At 56.7% G+C, this 18985-nt stretch carries 20 protein-coding genes and 4 tRNA genes; 18 read left to right on the top strand and 6 right to left on the bottom strand.

The genetic code is table 11. The features are described from left to right. Nucleotides 1-798 precede the first annotated feature (798 nt). Nucleotides 799-1521, top strand: coding sequence for a transcriptional regulator SdiA (sdiA, locus tag AB1748_RS08295; RefSeq protein WP_111138575.1), 723 nt, complete (start codon nucleotides 799-801; stop codon nucleotides 1519-1521). A 120-nt stretch (nucleotides 1522-1641) separates the two neighbouring features. Beyond that, nucleotides 1642-2253 carry an acyl-homoserine-lactone synthase gene (locus AB1748_RS08300; RefSeq protein ID WP_111138576.1) on the top strand — a complete coding sequence of 204 codons (612 nt, stop codon included), beginning with the start codon at nucleotides 1642-1644 and terminating at the stop codon, nucleotides 2251-2253. Between the two features lie 38 nt (nucleotides 2254-2291). On the opposite strand, the gene AB1748_RS08305 is transcribed toward AB1748_RS08300, so the two are convergent. Beyond that, nucleotides 2292-2516 carry a DUF2594 family protein gene (locus AB1748_RS08305; protein WP_111138577.1) on the bottom strand — a complete coding sequence of 75 codons (225 nt, stop codon included), beginning with the start codon at nucleotides 2514-2516 and terminating at the stop codon, nucleotides 2292-2294. 431 nt (nucleotides 2517-2947) lie between these two features. On the opposite strand from AB1748_RS08305, the gene uvrY reads away from it, so the two are divergent. The 6 genes from uvrY (at nucleotide 2948) to AB1748_RS08335 (ending at nucleotide 6489) form a co-directional block, all read left to right on the top strand. Beyond that, a complete protein-coding gene (gene uvrY / locus AB1748_RS08310) occupies nucleotides 2948-3607 on the top strand; it encodes a UvrY/SirA/GacA family response regulator transcription factor (protein ID WP_111138578.1) in 660 nt (219 codons plus the stop codon). Beyond that, nucleotides 3600-5432 (top strand): excinuclease ABC subunit UvrC, encoded by a 1833-nt coding sequence (uvrC, locus tag AB1748_RS08315; protein ID WP_111138579.1) that lies wholly within the window; start codon nucleotides 3600-3602, stop codon nucleotides 5430-5432. Before uvrY ends, uvrC begins: the two co-directional genes overlap by 8 nt. A gap of 69 nt (nucleotides 5433-5501) precedes the next feature. Continuing rightward, nucleotides 5502-6050: a CDP-diacylglycerol--glycerol-3-phosphate 3-phosphatidyltransferase gene (gene pgsA / locus AB1748_RS08320; RefSeq protein WP_111138580.1), complete on the top strand. Its 549-nt coding sequence runs from the start codon at nucleotides 5502-5504 to the stop codon at nucleotides 6048-6050. 152 nt (nucleotides 6051-6202) lie between these two features. Beyond that, nucleotides 6203-6278 (top strand) — tRNA-Gly (locus AB1748_RS08325). A 40-nt stretch (nucleotides 6279-6318) separates the two neighbouring features. Beyond that, nucleotides 6319-6392: transfer RNA gene (locus tag AB1748_RS08330), tRNA-Cys, on the top strand. Nucleotides 6393-6402: 10 nt separating this feature from the next. After that, nucleotides 6403-6489: transfer RNA gene (locus AB1748_RS08335), tRNA-Leu, on the top strand. 111 nt (nucleotides 6490-6600) lie between these two features. Here AB1748_RS08335 and AB1748_RS08340 read toward each other — a convergent pair. After that, nucleotides 6601-6858, bottom strand: a complete 258-nt coding sequence (locus tag AB1748_RS08340; RefSeq protein ID WP_111138581.1) for a hypothetical protein — start codon at nucleotides 6856-6858, stop codon at nucleotides 6601-6603. A 208-nt stretch (nucleotides 6859-7066) separates the two neighbouring features. Here AB1748_RS08340 and AB1748_RS08345 point away from each other — a divergent pair. Both AB1748_RS08345 and AB1748_RS08350 read left to right on the top strand, forming a co-directional pair. Continuing rightward, a tRNA-Leu gene (locus tag AB1748_RS08345) sits at nucleotides 7067-7142 on the top strand. A 594-nt stretch (nucleotides 7143-7736) separates the two neighbouring features. Next, entirely contained in the window at nucleotides 7737-7934 is a 198-nt protein-coding gene (locus AB1748_RS08350) for a DUF6404 family protein (RefSeq protein ID WP_111138582.1), read from the top strand. Nucleotides 7935-7972: 38 nt separating this feature from the next. On the opposite strand, the gene AB1748_RS08355 is transcribed toward AB1748_RS08350, so the two are convergent. The 4 genes from AB1748_RS08355 to AB1748_RS08370 form a co-directional block, all read right to left on the bottom strand. Continuing rightward, nucleotides 7973-9478, bottom strand: a complete 1506-nt coding sequence (locus tag AB1748_RS08355; protein WP_199559962.1) for a SulP family inorganic anion transporter — start codon at nucleotides 9476-9478, stop codon at nucleotides 7973-7975. 141 nt (nucleotides 9479-9619) lie between these two features. After that, nucleotides 9620-9880, bottom strand: coding sequence for a biofilm/acid-resistance regulator YmgB/AriR (locus AB1748_RS08360; protein WP_111138583.1), 261 nt, complete (start codon nucleotides 9878-9880; stop codon nucleotides 9620-9622). A gap of 393 nt (nucleotides 9881-10273) precedes the next feature. Then, entirely contained in the window at nucleotides 10274-10681 is a 408-nt protein-coding gene (locus AB1748_RS08365; RefSeq protein WP_111138584.1) for a DUF2000 domain-containing protein, read from the bottom strand. Between the two features lie 46 nt (nucleotides 10682-10727). After that, nucleotides 10728-11576, bottom strand: coding sequence for an AraC family transcriptional regulator (locus AB1748_RS08370; RefSeq protein ID WP_293773950.1), 849 nt, complete (start codon nucleotides 11574-11576; stop codon nucleotides 10728-10730). Nucleotides 11577-11721: 145 nt separating this feature from the next. On the opposite strand from AB1748_RS08370, the gene AB1748_RS08375 reads away from it, so the two are divergent. From AB1748_RS08375 to AB1748_RS08410, 8 genes are all read left to right on the top strand, one after another. Continuing rightward, nucleotides 11722-12153: a MarR family winged helix-turn-helix transcriptional regulator gene (locus AB1748_RS08375; RefSeq protein WP_111138586.1), complete on the top strand. Its 432-nt coding sequence runs from the start codon at nucleotides 11722-11724 to the stop codon at nucleotides 12151-12153. A 2-nt stretch (nucleotides 12154-12155) separates the two neighbouring features. Next, a complete protein-coding gene (locus AB1748_RS08380; protein ID WP_111138587.1) occupies nucleotides 12156-13838 on the top strand; it encodes an MFS transporter in 1683 nt (560 codons plus the stop codon). Then, on the top strand, nucleotides 13835-14929 hold the full coding sequence (locus AB1748_RS08385; protein ID WP_111138588.1) for an HlyD family secretion protein: 1095 nt from the start codon (nucleotides 13835-13837) through the stop codon (nucleotides 14927-14929). The genes AB1748_RS08380 and AB1748_RS08385 overlap by 4 nt, the downstream gene beginning before the upstream one ends. Next, nucleotides 14926-16308 carry an efflux transporter outer membrane subunit gene (locus tag AB1748_RS08390; protein WP_367396234.1) on the top strand — a complete coding sequence of 461 codons (1383 nt, stop codon included), beginning with the start codon at nucleotides 14926-14928 and terminating at the stop codon, nucleotides 16306-16308. The genes AB1748_RS08385 and AB1748_RS08390 overlap by 4 nt, the downstream gene beginning before the upstream one ends. Nucleotides 16309-16577: 269 nt before the next feature. After that, nucleotides 16578-16964 (top strand): hypothetical protein, encoded by a 387-nt coding sequence (locus AB1748_RS08395; RefSeq protein ID WP_111138590.1) that lies wholly within the window; start codon nucleotides 16578-16580, stop codon nucleotides 16962-16964. Nucleotides 16965-17185: 221 nt separating this feature from the next. Further along, the gene (locus AB1748_RS08400; RefSeq protein ID WP_111138712.1) at nucleotides 17186-17917 is read left to right on the top strand and encodes a beta-ketoacyl synthase chain length factor; all 732 of its coding nucleotides are present in this window, start codon (nucleotides 17186-17188) and stop codon (nucleotides 17915-17917) included. Next, nucleotides 17910-18710 (top strand): 1-acyl-sn-glycerol-3-phosphate acyltransferase, encoded by an 801-nt coding sequence (locus AB1748_RS08405; RefSeq protein WP_111138591.1) that lies wholly within the window; start codon nucleotides 17910-17912, stop codon nucleotides 18708-18710. The genes AB1748_RS08400 and AB1748_RS08405 overlap by 8 nt, the downstream gene beginning before the upstream one ends. Nucleotides 18711-18723: 13 nt before the next feature. After that, the gene (locus AB1748_RS08410) at nucleotides 18724-18981 is read left to right on the top strand and encodes a phosphopantetheine-binding protein (protein ID WP_111138592.1); all 258 of its coding nucleotides are present in this window, start codon (nucleotides 18724-18726) and stop codon (nucleotides 18979-18981) included. The last annotated feature ends 4 nt before the right edge of the window (nucleotides 18982-18985 follow it).

An 18985-nucleotide genomic window follows, 5' to 3' on the forward strand; every position in this document is an offset into this window, starting at 1 on the left:
TATCTTTAAAGTACTTTCTTTGACCGGAATAGCGCCAGTAAAGGCGTTGCTACCGTCGTGAATTGTGATCTCAGGCACATATTGCGGGCGGCAAGCTGAATTAAGTCAAATCAGGATGGGCGTGGCACTTTTCTGCAAATCAGATTATCCGTAGAGTAAAAAAAAGTATGGGTGCAGCTGGAGAGACAGGATGATACGCACTGGCGCGAAGAATAGCCTGTCACGCAGCCTGATTAAATAGCCAGCGATAACGCCAGCCATTCACTGCGGAAGCTGAGTCACTGGCGTCGTGTAAAACCGCCGGGGGCGCGGGCGGACAGCTATTCTCTCTCTGCCCGACGGAACGCTGCCCCGGCTGCAAAACAGAATGCGCTCACTGTCATCTGACTTAAGTCTTATTTCCTGATAAAAAATAGGTGGGTCATTCCCGTTACCGTTTCGCTTATCACGCCATAATTAACGCTTTGTTTACTCTTTATTTACCCAACAGGCGCATCCTTATACGCTATTTTCACAGGTAGTTTCAGGCTCAGGATTTTTTAAACAGCACTGGCAGGGATTGAAATCCTATCAGAAAAATCTTATTCTTTTAGGGTCATTGAAATTGCTGTGATCGGCCTCACATTGTACTGGCAGGGGCGGGTTTTCACTTCCTTATCACGGTGAAAGGTTAAATGTGCTGCAGAAGCGACGGCTTTGCGCCAGGAATAATTTAATCTTCTTCTGGTCATTTATTTTAACGGATGAATTCAACTGAATAACCCTGTAAGGGCGAGTGAAAAAAAACGCTGAGGCAATATGAGCACTGAAAACTATTTCGCCTGGCGAAGTGAGGTGAAAAAACAATTTCAGGCAGTAACGCTTTCTTCTGAACTGAAAACGTTACTGCAACACTTTACTGAATCTTTAGGCTTCGACTATTTTGCCTTTCTGATTCAGCATCCGGTGCCTTTTACCCGGCCGCGTATTCATTTGCATAGCACCTATCCCCGGCTCTGGGTAAAGCGTTATGAAAAGCAGAATTACTACGCTGTCGACCCGGTGCTCACATTATGTCAGCAGCCGGGCAGGGGGATGGCCTGGTCGAAAGAGCAGTTTGCTGACGCTGGCAACCTGTGGGATGAGGCGAGAGAATATGGGCTGCTGAGCGGTTTTTCGTGCTCTGCAATGGCACCAAATCGCGTCATTGGTATATTATCTATATCATCGAAACAGTCCATTCCTCTCCAGCTCTGTCATGCTGAGCTTGAGGTAAAACTACATCTTTTAGCGGAACTAAGCCTGGATACGCTGGAACGCATCCGCGATGATGCCATGATGGTATTGAAGAACGAGTTTAGTCAGCGTGAGCTGGAAATTCTGAAATGGACAGCCGAAGGGAAAACGGCGGCCGAAATTTCACTGATTTTATCTATCTCCGAACATACCGTTAACTTTCATCAGAAAAATATGCAAAAGCGTTTCAATGTTTCCAATAAAACGCAAATTGCCTGCTATGCAGCGGCAATCGGACTGATTTGAACTTAAACAACTGCCACTTTTAGCAGTTCCTTTGTTTGGATCAGTTGTCTACCCTGCGCCGGGACTTTGCCGGGCTGGCGCAAAGAATTCACAGCAACATGGGGATGTCAGAGGCGCATAATGAAAATAGTGCAAACGCAGTTAAAGGATATGCCATCCTCATTACTGGCCGAACTGGGCAGCTACCGTTACAGCGTCTTTGCGCGCGGCGAGGGGTGGTCTATTCCTCCCCGCCTCAGTACGCCAGGCCAGGAGTATGACCGCTACGATCGTTCAGACGTCACCTGGCTGATCGCCTGGAATGCCCGCTTCGGGATTAGTGGCTGTGCGCGTCTGATGCCGTGGTTCGAACCTGAACAGAGCGAAGGCATCGTATTGCCGTTCAGCCATGAGAAAGTGTGGGAGATGTCGCGCTTCTCAGCCCGGCTGGAAGTGGATGCTGAGCTGCCGCTCAATATTCTCTGGCACGCAGTACAGCTGGCAGAACTGAACGGCATGGAATATATCATCAGTTCGGCCACGCCGATGCTGGAGAAGATGTTTGAGCAGCATCAGGTGGTTTACGAACCGCTGACGCCGGGGCTCATTCTGTCGGAAGATAATCTGTTTGCGATCCGGATTCCGGTGGTCCAGCCTGCGCTGGCCGAGAAGTATCGTGGAACACGGCGTTTCAGCCCGGAAGAGGTGCTGCCGACGCTGGGTGTGTCGGTAAACTGGCAGGCACATAACTGACGAATTTGCCCCCGTCGCGGGGGGCAACATGCTTACTCTTACTGGCGGTAAGCGGTTTTAATCTGTTTGATGGTATTGCTGAACACTTCCGCCTGCGGCTTATCGCCCAGCGTCTGCACATAGCGTTCCATGTTAATAATGACTTTTCCGGCATCAGCCTGACCCATACCTTTGAGGATAAGGGTGATCATCATCTTCAGACCCGCGATTTCATCCGATAATTTCTGGGCTTCCTGCGAAGTGGCAAAATCTTCATCGCTCATGAGTTTCTCCTTGGTGAATGACAACGTAGCGGCTCACTGTCCGTACAGCAAAGCGTGAGTATATCACAGGGGCATGAAGTTGCTGACGCAACGGCTTCGCTTTGCCTTAAATAGCTGGTTTGTCCAGTGCAATTAATCAATCTCTGAAAGTAATTACTGCCGCATCAGGCTGAGTGACTGCACCGACTTATCCGACCAGCGTCCGTTATAGAATATGATTAATCTGCTGATATACAGCAGGTTATCATTTTATTAAGCGGGCTGATTAGTTGTAAGAAAAGTCTGTTCAGGCGCCTGACGCCTGTTCGCCGTTAATCATGTAAAGCGTCCACTGTTTTACTTTGTTGATGTGCTTTTAAGGGAAAAGCGGGTATGATTACCTCTTGCAATCGTGAATTGCTTCCTCTTTTTTGGCCTCTGGAGTTTTCCCGTTGATCAGTGTGCTTCTTGTTGATGACCATGAACTTGTCCGTGCTGGTATCCGTCGCATCCTTGAGGATGTTAAAGGTCTGGCCGTGGTCGGAGAGGTGAATTGTGGCGAGGATGCGGCAAAGTGGTGCCGGACCAACCAGGTCGATGTGATCCTGATGGACATGAACATGCCGGGTATCGGTGGGCTGGAAGCGACGCGCAAAATTGTGCGCTATAACCCCGATATCAAAATCATCATGCTGACCATTCACACGGAAAATCCGCTGCCTGCTAAAGTAATGCAGGCGGGTGCCGCAGGCTACCTGAGTAAAGGGGCCGCGCCGCAGGAGGTGATCAACGCCATCCGCTCAGTGAACGCCGGGCAGCGTTACATCGCATCGGACATCGCTCAGCAGATGGCGCTGAGTCAGATTGAGCCGCAAAAAGCGGAATCCCCCTTCAGCTGTTTGTCGGAAAGGGAATTGCAGATTATGCTGATGATCACCCGTGGACAAAAGGTGACGGAAATTTCCGAGCAGTTAAATCTCAGTCCTAAAACCGTTAACAGTTACCGCTACCGGATGTTCAGTAAGCTGAATATCAGTGGCGACGTCGAGTTAACGCATCTGGCCATTCGACATGGCCTTTTCAATGCGGAGCCGTTAATCAGTAGTGAATGACGTTTTTGATTCTAAAGCCTTTCTGAGTACGGTAACCAGCAAGCCCGGTGTTTACCGCATGTATGACGCCTCAGGCACTGTCATCTATGTGGGTAAAGCCAAAGACCTGAAGAAGCGTCTGACCAGCTACTTCCGCACCCAGGTCGGCAGCCGCAAAACCGAAGCGCTGGTCAGCAATATCCAGCACATCGATGTCACCGTTACCCATACCGAAACCGAAGCGCTGCTGCTTGAGCATAACTACATCAAGCTCTATCAGCCGCGCTATAACGTGCTGCTGCGCGACGATAAATCTTACCCCTACATCTTTCTGAGCAGCGATACCCATCCGCGGCTGGCGATGCACCGTGGCGCAAAACATGCCAAAGGGGAGTACTTTGGTCCGTTTCCCAACGGCTATGCGGTGCGCGAAACCCTGGGGCTGCTGCAAAAAGTCTTTCCTATCCGTCAGTGTGAAAACAGCGTCTACCGCAATCGCTCCCGGCCCTGTCTGCAGTATCAGATAGGCCGCTGTCTGGGGCCTTGTGTGGCGGGTCTGGTCAGCGAAGAGGAGTATGCGCAGCAAACCGATTACGTGCGGCTGTTCCTGGCCGGTAAGGACGATCAGGTCCTGAACCAGCTGGTGAAACGCATGGAAGAGGCCAGCGTTGGCCTGCGCTTTGAAGAGGCGGCGCGACTGCGCGATCAGATTCAGGCGGTGCGCCGCATCACCGAGAAGCAGTTTGTCTCGAATCAGGGCGATGACCTGGATGTGATGGGCGTAGCCTATGAGGCAGGCATGGCCTGTCTGCATGTACTGTTTATCCGTCAGGGCAAGGTGCTGGGCAGCCGCAGTTACTTCCCGAAGGTGCCGGTGGATACCGACCTGGCCGAAGTCGTGCAGACCTTTGTCGGGCAGTTCTACCTGCAGGGCAGCGAGGCACGCACGCTGCCGGGTGATATCCTGCTGGACTTCACGCTGCCGGAGCGCGAGCTGCTGGCCGAGTCGCTCAGTGAACTGGCGGGGCGGCGGGTAAACATTCAGAGCAAGCCGCGCGGCGACCGCGCCCGTTACCTGAAGCTGGCGCGCACCAACGCTGCGACGGCGCTGACTACCCGGCTGTCACAGCACTCGACTATCCATCAGCGGCTGATGGCACTGGCGGAGTTTCTTGAGCTCGACAAAATCAAGCGCATGGAGTGTTTCGATATCAGTCACACCATGGGTGAGCAGACTATCGCCTCCTGTGTGGTGTTTGATCAGAACGGACCGCTGCGCGCCGATTATCGCCGCTACAACATCACCGGTATCACGCCGGGCGATGACTACGCTGCTATGAATCAGGTGCTGCGACGCCGTTATGGTAAGGCGATTGAAGAAGATAAGATCCCGGATGTGATTCTGATCGATGGCGGTAAAGGCCAGCTGGCCCAGGCACTGCAGGTTTTCGCCGAACTGGATGTGCCCTGGGACAAGAGCCGGCCCATTCTGCTGGGCGTTGCCAAAGGCAGCGATCGTAAAGCGGGACTGGAGACGCTGTTCTTCGAAGCGGAAGGTGAGGGCGTTTCCTTGCCGCCTGATGCCCCGGCGCTGCATGTGATTCAGCATATACGTGACGACGCTCACAACCATGCAATTTCGGGCCACCGTAAAAAACGGGCCAAAGTGAAGAACACCAGCGCACTGGAAAGCATCGAAGGGGTGGGGCCAAAACGGCGTCAGCAACTGCTTAAGTACATGGGGGGCCTGCAACCGCTGCTGAATGCGTCGGTGGAGGAGATCGCCAATGTGCCCGGTATCTCGCACGCGCTGGCAGAAAAAATATACTACTCCCTGAAACACTAGCATTGAAACAGGGGGGGCAATGTAGGAACATAGGACAAATTCTACCTATATCCAGACAGTTACCGGCATATGCAATTAAACATCCCGACGTGTCTCACCCTGTTTCGAGTCGTGCTCATTCCGTTCTTTGTGCTGGCTTTCTATCTGCCGTTTTACTGGGCGCCGCTCGCGACCGCCTTAATCTTTGTTTTTGCAGCCATCACTGACTGGTTTGATGGCTTTCTGGCGCGCCGCTGGAAGCAGACGACACGCTTTGGGGCCTTTCTGGATCCGGTTGCCGATAAAGTGATGGTGGCGATTGCGCTGGTGCTGGTGGCCGAATACTTCCACGCCTGGTGGATTACGCTGCCCGCCGCGACCATGATTGCGCGCGAGATTATCATTTCTGCACTGCGTGAGTGGATGGCGGAGATTGGCAAACGCAGCAGCGTATCGGTTTCCTGGATTGGTAAAGTCAAAACCACTGCGCAGATGTTCTCCCTGTTTGCGCTGTTGTGGCGTCCTGATGCCACCGTTGTGGCCGTCGGCGTCGTCGCATTGTACATTGCTGCCGTGCTGACATTCTGGTCGATGTTCCAGTATCTGAGTGCCGCGCGTGGCGATTTGCTCGAACCGTGATCGATACGATTTAAAAAGCAGCAAACGGACGGATTGTGAGGATAATTTTATTGACTCAATCCGTCAGGTCAGTAGAATGCAACGCATCGAAAGGCAGCGAGTCTGCCAGAAGATAAGTAAAATCAGCAGGTTCGAAGAAAGTGCTGAAATTTGCGGGAATAGCTCAGTTGGTAGAGCACGACCTTGCCAAGGTCGGGGTCGCGAGTTCGAGTCTCGTTTCCCGCTCCAGATTCGCAGGTCAGGTTAGCCTGGCGGCACATCAGTTTAAGGCGCGTTGGCAGAGTGGCTATGCAGCGGATTGCAAATCCGTGTACCTCGGTTCGACTCCGGGACGCGCCTCCAGTTACACCCTGCCCGGGTGGTGAAATCGGTAGACACAAGGGATTTAAAATCCCTCGATCGTAAGGTCGTGCGGGTTCAAGTCCCGCCCCGGGCACCATATCGATTTACCTATAAAATCAATGATAAGCAGTGTCGTAAGCCGCCCCATAAGAGGCGGTTTTTTTGTGCCTGTTGTCAGATACCGCAATCCCTCTCAACGGCATTCTGTTCAGCCGCGCGAACTGAATACCAGCTCTTCATCTGTCTCACTCACCAGCACCATCTTTTGCGCCTCGCCGCTGGAGGAGACAAACGTCACTTCATTACCGATGCTGAGCGTATCGAACGCCTCCGTAGACTGTATCTGCTTCTGGATCTCCAGCACCATCCGTGATGTGAAGGGTTTTTCATTTACCTTATCAATATGATAGCTGGCGGTAAAATTGAGCTCAGGCTGATCAACGACGTAAAATTGTCCTGAAGGCATAGTTTGTACCTCGCGATAAAAGTGGCCTGACATTCTGGCCGGAACAGGTTGCCTTAAACGTAAGGTTAGCTGAATTATCACGCTGCACGGCTACCGCATATGATTTTTGCTTCCGGGTGCAGGGGGAAAAATAGCTGCCGCTTGCGCTTGCCTGTCCGGGGAGTAGCGCTACCCTTAACAGTAACGGTTGCCTTTTCAGGCACGCTGACTGGGCATGGTATAAAGGTATTACTGCAACTCAGAATGAGTTGACGATGCGGGTTCAATTCCTGCTGCCCGGTCCACTTCCTGCCTCCGGTCTCGAAGTGCACCCACTGGCATCCGGTTGTGTGTGCATTGCGGTTCAGACCGGCTTCGGCGACCCGAAACAGGGCTGAAAACGGCAACTTTTCCCTGATCGTCAGGCTTTGGGTTGCTGTCATACAGCATGTGAATCTTTATATTCCGATTTATCAGCGGCATTACCCTTCCAGGCCAGCCTGACATGCAGGCTGGCTGAGGTACATCAGGCCTGCGGTTGTCCTGACGGGGTCATGGTGCCGGGTGCGCCAGGCGGTGGTGGTGGTGGTGCGTCTTTACCTGGCGGTGGCGGCGGGGGAGCGTCTCTCCCTGGTGGAGGCGGCGCACAGGCGGTGAGGGTTGCAAGAATAGCCAGTGTGGATAACAGATAAGCCGTACGTTTCATCATATTTCCCTGATCGGTTAAGCGGAGCGTTAAGTATAGATAAGCGCCATAAAATCGCCTGAAACCGATGTGACCGCTGACAATCAGGAAAATCAGTCACGAATATTTTGAAACGCCTCGCAACTCACACACATTACCCATGCGTTTCACGATGGCCCGCGTTAAGGTAGCGCTTCATTTTAGAGGAGACGTTATGAATGGCATGATGAAGTTCGTCCGCGGCTGGCTGGTGTTCTCTGTTCTGTGGGGCGTATTCATGTGGTTTATGTCATGGCAGGCGCAGGGCAAAGAGCCCGGTCTGGCTGTTCTGAGCAGTCTCTACGCCGGCTTAATCTATCAGGCGTTGATCACGATGGTGGGCCGCTACCGGGCACGGCGGCAACAGGCGTAATCTGTTCTGCTGCCGGACCGGCAGCAGAACAGCCTCATTTAACCAAAGTTACCGGTCAGACGCTGATGAAAGTCGGTGCTGCGCGGATCCAGACCCTCAATCACCACTTCTGCACCATAACGCTGATAGCGATACTCAATGCCATCCAGCGCCGCGACACTGGAGGCATCCCAGATCTGCGCATGAGTCAGATCGATCGTCACCTTTTTTGGATCGTGGGCATAATCGAAATGCTCGAACAGATCGTTGCTGCTGGCAAAAAAGAGCGGGCCGCGCACCACATAGCGCACCGATTTGCCATCTGCGCTCAGCTCGCGTTCCGCATGGATAACATGGGCAATGCGGCGGGCAAACAGCAGCATGGCGAGAATCACGCCAGCCAGCACGCCCAGCGCGAGGTTCCCGGTCCAGACCGTCACCGCGACCGTCAGCACCATAATCAGCGTTTCGGACCACGGCATACGCTTCAGGGTAGCGGGCTGCAGGCTGTGCCAGTTTACGGTTTTCACGGCCACAACCATCATAATCCCGGCCAGCACCACCATCGGGATCTGCGCCATAATCTGGCTCAGCCCGGTCACCAGCAGCAGCAGAACCAGGCCAGCCGCAACCGTCGACACCCGACTGCGCGCCCGACCCAGCTCCACATTGACGATGGTCTGACCGATCATCGCGCAGCCGGCGATCCCGCCATAGAAGCCCGCCAGAATATTGGCGATCCCCAGCCCCCAGGATTCGCGACGCTTGCTGGATGGGGTGTCGGTCAGATCGTCCACCAGTTTAGCGGTCAGCAGAGACTCCATCAGGCCGACAAAGGCGATACTCAGCGCGGTGGGCCAGATAATCAGCAGCGTCTGAAGATTCAGGGGCACCAGCAGGCTATTGAAGCCCGGCAGACCCGGACTCATCGATCCCTCATCGCCGACATTCGGCATACGATAGCCCATCAGCAGGGCCACGGCCGTCACCACCACAATAGCGACCAGCGGAGAGGGAATACTCTTTATCAGCCGTGGCAGCAACAGCACGATAGCCAGCGTGACGGCAAAGAAAATCCAGACCAGTGAGGATTGCCCCCAGACGTGCGGCACCTGAGCAAAGAAGATCAGCACGCCGAGCGCATTCACAAACCCCAGCATCACGGAGCGGGGAATATAGCGCATCATGCGCGCCAGGCCTGCCACGCCAAACAGGATCTGAATCACGCCGCCCAGTACCACGGCGGGCAGAATATATTCCACGCCGTGCTGATGCACCATCGGGCCGATAACCAGCGCCACCGATCCGGCGGCCGCCGTCACCATCGCCGGACGGCCACCCAGAATCGACAGTGTCAGGCAGAGCACGACAGAGGCGATCAGGCTGACTTTCGGGTCCACGCCCGCGATGACGGAAAAGGAGATGACTTCAGGGATGAGGGCCAGCGCCGTAATCACCCCGGCCAGGCATTCGCGCGTCAGCAGCGCAGGCGAACGCAGAACGCGCCCCACGCTGATATCACCAGCCACAACCTCAGTTGCGGCCTTATCATTGGATTGAGTCATAAAGATTGCAGGCTCTTGAGTTATTTTGCTCCCGCGCGAGGGGCGGGAAAATAGTAATAGCAGGTGAGAGGCAGATATTACCGGGCGTGCAGGAAAGATACCAGAAAAAGGCGAACGACTCCCTCCGTGGAATCACTGTTATTACAATGAAAAATCGTCCGGCGTTTTGTGAACCACCAGGTCGAGCAGCTGCCGGTAGACATCCAGTAACGCCCGGTCACTTTCCAGCTCCAGCCGGTGAATCAGCTTTGAAATAATGGCTTTGTTATTCACGGGCATGCCGGACTGCAGGATTTCTGCAATCACAATACCCAGGGTTTCCATCTCGCTGGCAGGCCGGCTGGCCGCAGCATTAAAATAATCGGAAATTTCTTTTTCAGTCCGGGGAAGACTATCTTGCATGTGTAATCCCTTCAGAACAGCCCGATTCCGGTTCGGATGTCAGGACAAAAGCGATCAAAAAAACCATCACATGGACAGATGCGATGGTGCCAGCCCGGAAAGCGAGCAGATAAAAATAGCCTCTGAAGGTGGAAATCCACTGACACCTTCAGAGGCGACGCAAGTGCATCATTCGTTACAGAGTCGCATAACAACTCGTGGTAATAAAGTTATACAATGAACCCCAATCTGTACAATCGGATCCTTTGGCTAAACGTGCTATTTTTCACTTTTCAGCAGCTTATAAAGATTATTCCGAAACAAAATCTGTACAAATAACCTATACAAGCGGCCTGGCTGAATGGGCAGACGGGGAAAAAACAGGAAACCCTGTCCTGTTTCCCGCCGGCAATATCAGCTGAAAAGCGCCAGTCTGGCCGTCAGCTTACGCAGGGCTTTTTTCTCACCGACAAGGGCTATACCCAGCAGACGCCATTGCTCCCGCGGCTGCGTCCGCAGCACGTCGCGTAAGGCCTGATAGTCGGTGGTGGTCTGACCCGCTTGCGGAAACAGCACCAGATCATAATCAGCCTGTTCGCAGGCTGCCCGCAGGGCATCCAGCTGCGGGTCGCTGGCGACCAGTACCGGAATACCGGTGGTGATCAGGCCGGGAGAGGAGCGAATCGCCGCATCCTCCAGAGGCTGGCCCACCAGCGACGGGTGTCGCTGTCCCAGGGTTAAGGCCATCACGGCTGCCGCGTTGGCGGCTTTACCGGGTGTCAGTATGCTGTTGAGTATCATCACACATCTGAGGTCCTGCATTACGCATCTCCTGTCCGAAAGGAAAAAACGTAGTGTGTCAGGAGGCTTAACCGGGGTCTGGAAGATTTGTGCAGGCGTGCTGATAACGCGCAGGCGACAGCTGGCAGGCACGCTTAAACCAGCGGCCCAGGTGACTCTGATCGGCAAAGCCCAGCGCGGCGGCTACATCGGCAACGGGCTCGCCCTGTGCCAGCCGACGACGCGCCTGACTCAGCCGCCACTGCACCAGCCAGGCGTGCGGGGGCAGTCCCCAGTGCGCCCGGAACAGGCGTGACAGCCGGAAACGATCCACCTGCAGGTGATGCGCCATCTGCGCCAGACCGGGGTTATCCGCATGATAAGCAATCAGCCAGTCACGCGCCTGCAGCGCCAGCCGGATATCCTGATCCTCAGGCTGGACCGGCCGGAACGCCTGGCGGTGCGGGGAGAGCAGTGCCGCGAGCCGATCGAGCGCCGCCTCTTTGATCAGGGCAGGGTGGTTGTGCCACAGGGCATCGAACGCATGCCAGACCGCATAAGCCAGCGGACGGTCGTCGCGCAATGTAGTGGCAAAATGTAGCTCAGGGTCGGCGACCCCGTCGGACGTGAGCGGAGGCAGGTGCTGCGCGATCTGCTGGGGCGAGAGATAGAGCATCCGGTAGGTGAAACCACTGTCATTGATGGCATCCCCGTCATGCAGCTCTTCCGGCTCCAGCATAAAGACCGTGCCGGGCCGACTCTGATGCTGTTTGCGTCGCGAATGAAACTGCTGTACACCTTGTTCGGTCACGCCAATCAGGTAGCTGTCGTGCCAGTGAGGATCGTAGGCGTGGCCGGTAAAATGGGCACGCAGCGCCTCGATACCGCTCGCGGCATCCCGGCGCAGGTCAACCCAGTTTGCTGATGGCTTTGGCATGGTATCCGGCTCCCGGTTGCGGTCTCTGGACATTCTGCCGCGATACACTAATTTTTAACAGATCGGACGCTTTTCATTCGCGGATCGCTTTGCGTATAATAACGTCCATACTCAATTAGATATCTTACTATTAGGCTGCTAACATTTGTCTCAGCATACACGTACCTTTACCCACTTACTGCATCTGACCGCGCACGCCTGGCGCCTGGCGGTCGATCGTCACCTTAAAGATAGCGGCCTGAGCATGAGCAGCTGGATGGCTATCGGACTGATCGCCAGCGAACCACAACGGATGACCCAGACCGAACTGGCGCAGATGCTGGGGCTGGAAGATGCCAGCATGGTGCCGCTGGTCGATCGGCTGGTGAAACAATCTCTGCTGATGCGGGTCCAGCCGCCAGAGGATCGCCGCAAACGTCATCTGGTGCTGACTGAAAAGGGCAACGAAGCGTTCGCCAGAGTGAAAACAGAGGCTGATGCACTGCGAACCGAAATGCTGGCGGATATCGACCCTGAAGATCTGGCCGTCACCGAGCGCGTTCTGCAACAACTGCTGAGTCGTATGGGAAGCATGTAACAGTGGCAAAGCGAAATCCCTACGCTGCACGCGAGTGGTTGCCGCACGAAAAACCGATGCTGCCAGGTTCACCTTCGACCCCGCTGCATCCGATGCCAAAACGACTGGCATTTGGCCTGATTGGCCTGCTGATTTCGCTGACCGGTGCGCTGAGTAACGCGCTGGTCACGGCCAATCTGGTCAATCTGCAGGGGACGTTCGCGGCCTGGTCAAATGAGATTGCCTGGCTGCCCGCAGTTTACGTGATGGGCAATATCTCCATCAACCTGCTGCTGGTGAAGTTCCGTCAGCAGTTTGGCCTGCGGGTCTTTACCGAAGCGTTTCTGGTGCTCTATGTGCTGGTGGCGTTTTTCCATCTGTTTGCCAACGACCTTAGCTCCGCAATTATCGTGCGCACCGCCCACGGCATGGTGGCGGCGGCGCTCAGTTCGCTGGGGATCTACTATCAGGTGCAGGCGTGGCCCGCGAAACATCGTCTGAAAGCGCTGGTCATTGGCCTGACAGTGTCGCAGCTGGCGATCCCGCTGGCTCGCCTGTTCTCCTCCGAACTGCTGCAGCTCAACGAGTGGCGCGGTCTCTACCTGTTTGAACTCGGTCTGGCGCTGATTGCGCTGGGCGGGGTGCTGCTCGTCAAGCTGCCGCCCGGCGATCGCATCAAAACCTTTGAAAAGATGGATTTCGTCACCTTTGTTCTGCTGGCTCCCGGTATGGCGTTGCTGTGCGGCGTCCTGACGCTGGGGCGTATTGAGTGGTGGTTTACCACGCCGTGGCTGGGGATCTGTACCGCCATCGCCCTGACGCTGATCGTCGCGGCTATCGTCATTGAGCACAACCGGCGCAACCCGCTGATCAACACCCGCTGGCTCAGCAGCGGCATGATGGTGCGGCTCGGCATCGTAATGATTATGATCCGTATCGTACTGGCCGAGCAGAACACCGGCGCGGTCGGTTTTCTGCAGCAGATCGGCCTGCAGAACGATCAGATGCGCGGCCTGGCGCTGGCGATCATTGCCGGGGTGATCGTGGGTATCGCCGCCAGTGCGCTGACCATCAAACCTGACCGCCTTAACTGGCCGATTGTTGTCTCGCTGGTGGTGATGATTATTGCGTCGCTGATGGATGCGCAGTCCAGCCCGCTGACCCGCGCCACTGAGATGTATTTCAGTCAGTTTTTGCTGGGGTTCAGCAGCGCCTTTTTTATGGCGCCCGCCATGCTGATGGGGATCGGCAGCGTGGTGACGCAGCCAAAAAATCTGGTGAGCTTCGTGGTGCTGTTTGGCATGAGCCAGAACCTCGGCGGGCTGATTGGCTCGGCGATCCTCGGCACGTTTCAGGTCTGGCGTGAGAAGTATCACTCCAGCCTGCTGGGCGATCAGCTTTCACTGCTCGACCCCAACGTCACCGAACGCCTCAGCCAGTACAATGCCCTGTTTCATTCGCAGGTGGGCGACGACGTACTGCGCGGCGCGCAGAGCACCAGCCAGTTGCAGACGGTGGCCACGCTGCAGGCCAACGTCCTCGCCTATAACGACACTTACCTGTTAACCGCCGCGCTGGCACTCATTACCCTGATGTGGGTGATCTGGCGTTTAACCCGGCGTCGTTACCTCGACTGGCGTCAGGCACAATTTAACCTGCGTGAGCAGCAGATGGCCGCATTACAGGAATCAACGGAGAAACAATGAGTCAGCAGGATGAGCTTCAGGCGGCCGAACGCGAACGCGCCAATCGCCGCCGTATTCTTTCCATCGCCGCAGGCAGCGGCATCGTCGTCATTGGCGTACTGGTCATTCTCTATGCCTGGCAGCTCTGGCCTTTTACCAGCGCCATACAGAGCACCGAGAACGCCTATGTGCGCGGTCAGGTGACGTTTATCAGTCCGCAGGTCAATGGCTATCTCACGTCGGTAGAGGTGATCGATCTGCAGCCGGTGAAAAAAGGGCAACTGCTGATGACGATTGATGACCGTATCTATCGCCAGCGGGTGCATCAGGCGCAGGCGCAGCTGGCGATGAAGCAGGCGGCACTCAACAATAACCTGCAACAGCGTCGCAGCGCAGAAGCCACTATTCAGAGCAACAAGGCGGCGCTGGAGAATGCCAGAGCGCAGGCGCTGAAGAGCGGCTTTGACCTGAAGCGCGTCGAAAACCTTGCGGCAGATGGCTCGCTGTCGGTGCGCGAGCGCGATGCAGCCCGCGCCGCCAGCGCCCAGGCGCAGGCGCAGGTGCGTCAGGCCGCCGCCCAGATCGCTGTGGCTGAGCAGAACCTGCAAACCGTCATCGTCAACCGTGGTGCGCTGGAAGGTGACGTCGCCAGCGCCCGTGCCGCGCTGGAGCTGGCGGAGATCGATCTGGCGAATACCCGGATCACCGCGCCCGATGACGGTCAGCTCGGCCAGCTGTCGGTGCGCACCGGCGCCTACGTCACCGCCGGAACACGTCTGACCTCCGTGGTGCCGAATAACAAATGGATCATCGCCAATCTGAAAGAGACCCAGCTCGCGCATATTCGCCCCGGCCTGCCGGTAAGCATCCGGGTCGACGCCCTGGATGGCAAACGCTTTAACGGTCAGGTGGAATTTATCTCGCCAGCGGCCGGATCAGAATTCAGCGCCATCTCACCGGACAACGCCACCGGTAACTTCGTCAAAATCGCCCAGCGGATCCCGGTTCGTATCCGCATCCATGATCAGGATATGTCGCAGCTGCGTCCCGGGATGTCGGTGGAAGTGGATATCGACACCGCCGCGCAGCCCGCCGCAGAGGGGGCGCCATGAGGCATCGCACGCTTATCGCCGTGGTTACTCTCCTGCTGTCGGGCTGCGCGACCCAGGTTGAGAAGGCACCCGCCTCGCTGCTGATCCCTGAGGCCTGGCGCGGTCAGGTCGGGCCGTCAGCCGCGCCCGAGGCGGAGTGGTGGCGCGCGTTTCATGATGAGAATCTCAACCGTCTGGTCACTCAGGCGCTGCGCAACAATCCCGATATTCTCACGGCGCGATCGCGGGTGGATCAATACCGCGCCCAGCTGCGCGCAGCAGAGGGCGATAACTTTCCCAGCCTGAGCGCCGGGGTGGCCGCAACCCGTGAGCGCACACTCTCCTCGGTAACAGGCCAGCCGTATGAAACTGATATTTTTCAGGGGCTGCTGAAGGCGAACTACGATGTCGATCTCTGGGGCGCACGCAGCAGCAGCATCACGGCGGCGCAGGCAACCCTGGCGGCACAGCAGGCGGCCGCCTCTGCTGCCGAGCTGACGATCGCCAGTTCGGTGGCGTCCGGCTATTTCAACCTCTGCGCGCTGGATGAGCAGCTGCGGGTCACCGAGGCGACGCTGGCCAGCCGCAGTAATTCACTGAAGCTGGCCCGGCGTCAGTTTGAAACCGGCTACACCTCCCGGCTGGAGTGGATGCAGGCGGCATCGGAGTACCAGTCGGCCAGCGCCCAGCTGCCGCTGCTGCAGCATCAGATCGCCCGGCAGGAGAATGCCCTCAGCATCCTGGCGGGTATGAATCCGCGTAGCATCGCCCGCCGTCAGCAGTTTGACCTGATCTCACCGCAGCCGATGCCGTCGCTGCTGCCCTCTGCGCTGCTTAATCGTCGTCCGGATATCGTTCAGGCGCAGCGCCAGCTGCTGGCGGCTGATGCCAGCCTCGCCTCGTCGCAGGCGAAACTGCTGCCGGGCCTGAATCTCACTGCCACCGGCACCCTGCAGAGTTCAGTGCTGCATCAGCTCGCGGACAATCCGTTCCGGCTCTGGAGCGTGGGGGGAAGCATCCTTGCGCCGCTGCTGAACCGTGAAGCGCTGACGGCGCAGGTCGATGTTTCTATGGCGACGCGAAATCAGGCGCTCTATGGCTATGAAAAAGTGGTGCGAAACGCTTTCTCTGAGGTCAGTGATGCCGTGGACGCCATCAGGCAGCGTGAAGTGCAGCTGAAGGCGTTGCAACAGCAGGAAAGTTATGTGAAGGAGGCGCTGCGCATTGCCCGTAACCGCTATCAGAACGGCTACGCCTCCTACCTGGATGAACTGGACGCGCAGCGCACCCTGTTTTCGACCCAGCTGAACCTTGTGACGGTGAAAAGCGATCTGCTGCTGGCGCAGATTGACCTCTACCGCGCGCTGGGCGGTGGCTGGAAAGCCACGCCAGCGTCATAACCTTTCAGGCCGTTCCAGCCGCAACCAGAGTACCGGAGGCGGGAGCGGCCTCCACGCTGTCGCGACGATGGCGCAGCTTCCCCCGATTCCGATCCCCTGAATAAGCCCCAAAAACCCACGCAGACTTCTGCTTACCTGTCTTTACATTCGATGGTATCATGCGCGGGTTTTTTACCAGCCAGACGGAAAAGCGCACAAAAAGCTAAAGTTGCGCGCGGCGAGATATCCGTTTAACTCACTGATATTTTTGATAAAAGAAGGGAATCACGATGAACAAAAAAATGTTTCTGACGCTGGCAACGGTCGCGGTGTTACTGACTGGCTGTGCGCGTACTGCGCCGATTCATAACGTGAATCAGACCCTGACGCAGCGCTACAGCGACAATCAGATGAAAACGGCCATTATCGAAGCGGGTGTAGGCCGCAAATGGGTGATGACACCGGTTTCACCCGGCGTTATTAATGGCCGACTGGCTCAGCGTGATTTCGTGGCGACAATCCGGGTTTCGTACACCAGCCAGAACTACCGCATCGATTATGTCAGCAGCGAAAACCTGAAAGCCGGACAGGGTCAGATCCACAACAATTACAATCGCTGGATCGCCAATCTGGACCAGGATATTCAGCTGCGTCTGTCCGCACTGGCGGCCCGATAACGGCGTTACCGTCACGCTGTGTTGCCGTCAGGGCCCCGGCGTATAACGTTCGCCGCGCACCGGCCGATAAATCAGATGAGCTGCTATTGCTGAACCTTCAGGTAACCCTCTACCGTGAAGCCCGAGGCGGCCGCCGGTCGGGCAGCGCAGATCTGACGGGCTGAGCCGGGCGATCACCCGATGAACGCCGCCACCACATGCATGACGAAAAGAGTGTTGAGATGAGACTCACTTACTCGCTGGTCGACTGGCAGGCGCTGGCTCCCGGATTACACGGAAGCCAGGCCTGGCAGGACTGGGCGCAACAGGGCGCTGCGATCGATCCCGCAGGGGCGATCGCGAAGCCGCAGTTTTTACCGATGATGACGGCGCGTCGTCTGAGCGGTGGCAGTCGTGCGGCGGTAGAGTGCGGGCTGGCGCTGCTGGCGCGTCAGCAGGTTGACGCGATCGTGTTTACCAGTCGTCACGGTGAACTGGAGCGTAATCTGCGCATCCTCACCAGCCTGGCGGATCAGCAGCCGATGTCACCTACGGATTTCGCGATGTCGGTCCACAATTCTGCGGTCGGCAGCCTCACCATTGCGGCGAAAGCGCCGCTGGTCTCGACCTCCATCGCCGCAGGCATTGATTCCTTTCAGCAGGGGCTGGTTGAAGTCAGCGCCCTGCACCAGGCGGGCTATCAGCAGGTGCTGCTGGTCGATTTTGACGGCATCGTACCTGACTACTATCTGCCGTGGCTGGCGGATCACTCTGTGAACGTTCCCTATGCGGTGGCGCTGCTGCTGCGAGCGGGGGATGAGCTGCACTGCACGGGCCAGGCGGCAGCCGACACGGTGCCGTCGCAGGGATTGCCGCAGAGCCTGGCGTTTCTGCAGCAGTGGCTGGCGGGTTCGCCCGCCTTTTCTCTGTCGGGCGAACGCCTGACCTGGCACTGGAGGAGGCACGATGGCTGACTGTTCATCCTCTGCAGCGGGCAGGGGCAGCCGCCTGAACTACGCCTGGCGACTGGTGATGACGGCGGTAAGTTTTACGCTGTTTGGCCTCGGCGGACTGCTGCTGTCGCTGCTGGGTTTTAACCTGTTGTTGCTGGTTCAGCGCAATTCGCTGCGTCGCCGCCTGCTGGCGCGTCGTGCCATCGCCTTCAGCTTTCGCTGCTTTCTGCGTTTCTGCCGCATGACCGGGGTCTTTGACTACCGCATTGAAGGCGTCGGAGCGTTGCAGCAGGATCGCGGCTGTCTGATCGTCGCCAATCATCCGTCATTGATCGACTATGTGATGATCGCCTCCGTATTGCCGGAGATGGATTGTCTGGTCAAAGCCGATCTGCAAAAGAATCCGTTTGTGCGTGGGGTGATCCGTGCCGCGGACTACCTCATCAACAGTGAGGCTGAGACGCTGCTGCCGGACAGTCAGCGGCGACTGGCGCGCGGCGACACAATCCTGATCTTTCCGGAAGGGACCCGCACCCGCTATGGCCAGCCGCTGACGCTGCAGCGCGGAGCCGCCAATATTGCGGTGCGCGCCGGATGCGATCTGCGCGTGGTACACATTACCTGCAGCCAGCGTATGCTCGACAAACAGAGCCGCTGGTTTCAGATCCCGCCGGTTAAACCGCTGTTTACCGTGCGGGTACAGCATAAGATCGACAGTCAGTCGTTTTTTGAAAGTAACCCCGATGCGCAGCCGCTGGCCGCGCGTCGCCTGACCCGCCATTTACAGCAGGCGCTGGTCCCCGAGAACAGGTAAGACGAAAACCGGTATGGATGTATTAATTAACGATATCAAACAGATGATTATCGACACGCTGAATCTTGAAGATCTCAGCCCCGACGATATTGAAACCGACGCCGCGCTCTTTGGCGACGGGCTGGGGCTCGACTCGATTGATGCCCTGGAACTTGGCCTGGCCGTGAAAAACCGTTACGGCGTGGCGCTGTCTGCGGAGAGTGAAACCCTGCGTGCTCACTTCTTCTCTGTTGCGACGCTGGCCGCGTTCGTCAACCAACAGCGAGGCTGAAAGC

Source organism: Pantoea sp. Ep11b (assembly GCF_040783975.1).
Classification (GTDB): Bacteria; Pseudomonadota; Gammaproteobacteria; order Enterobacterales; family Enterobacteriaceae; genus Pantoea.

Bases quoted from the DNA above. Each gene is read 5' to 3' on its own strand.
- AB1748_RS08395 (WP_111138590.1), top strand. From the start codon at position 16,578: ATGAACAAAAAAATGTTTCTGACGCTGGCAACGGTCGCGGTGTTACTG.
- AB1748_RS08300 (WP_111138576.1), top strand. From the start codon at position 1,642: ATGAAAATAGTGCAAACGCAGTTAAAGGATATGCCATCCTCATTACTG.
- pgsA (WP_111138580.1), top strand. From the start codon at position 5,502: ATGCAATTAAACATCCCGACGTGTCTCACCCTGTTTCGAGTCGTGCTC.
- AB1748_RS08350 (WP_111138582.1), top strand. From the start codon at position 7,737: ATGAATGGCATGATGAAGTTCGTCCGCGGCTGGCTGGTGTTCTCTGTT.
- AB1748_RS08355 (WP_199559962.1), bottom strand. From the start codon at position 9,478: ATGACTCAATCCAATGATAAGGCCGCAACTGAGGTTGTGGCTGGTGAT.
- AB1748_RS08400 (WP_111138712.1), top strand. From the start codon at position 17,186: ATGAGACTCACTTACTCGCTGGTCGACTGGCAGGCGCTGGCTCCCGGA.
- sdiA (WP_111138575.1), top strand. From the start codon at position 799: ATGAGCACTGAAAACTATTTCGCCTGGCGAAGTGAGGTGAAAAAACAA.
- AB1748_RS08410 (WP_111138592.1), top strand. From the start codon at position 18,724: ATGGATGTATTAATTAACGATATCAAACAGATGATTATCGACACGCTG.
- AB1748_RS08390 (WP_367396234.1), top strand. From the start codon at position 14,926: ATGAGGCATCGCACGCTTATCGCCGTGGTTACTCTCCTGCTGTCGGGC.
- AB1748_RS08340 (WP_111138581.1), bottom strand. From the start codon at position 6,858: ATGCCTTCAGGACAATTTTACGTCGTTGATCAGCCTGAGCTCAATTTT.
- AB1748_RS08365 (WP_111138584.1), bottom strand. From the start codon at position 10,681: ATGCAGGACCTCAGATGTGTGATGATACTCAACAGCATACTGACACCC.
- AB1748_RS08370 (WP_293773950.1), bottom strand. From the start codon at position 11,576: ATGCCAAAGCCATCAGCAAACTGGGTTGACCTGCGCCGGGATGCCGCG.
- AB1748_RS08385 (WP_111138588.1), top strand. From the start codon at position 13,835: ATGAGTCAGCAGGATGAGCTTCAGGCGGCCGAACGCGAACGCGCCAAT.
- AB1748_RS08360 (WP_111138583.1), bottom strand. From the start codon at position 9,880: ATGCAAGATAGTCTTCCCCGGACTGAAAAAGAAATTTCCGATTATTTT.
- AB1748_RS08305 (WP_111138577.1), bottom strand. From the start codon at position 2,516: ATGAGCGATGAAGATTTTGCCACTTCGCAGGAAGCCCAGAAATTATCG.
- AB1748_RS08405 (WP_111138591.1), top strand. From the start codon at position 17,910: ATGGCTGACTGTTCATCCTCTGCAGCGGGCAGGGGCAGCCGCCTGAAC.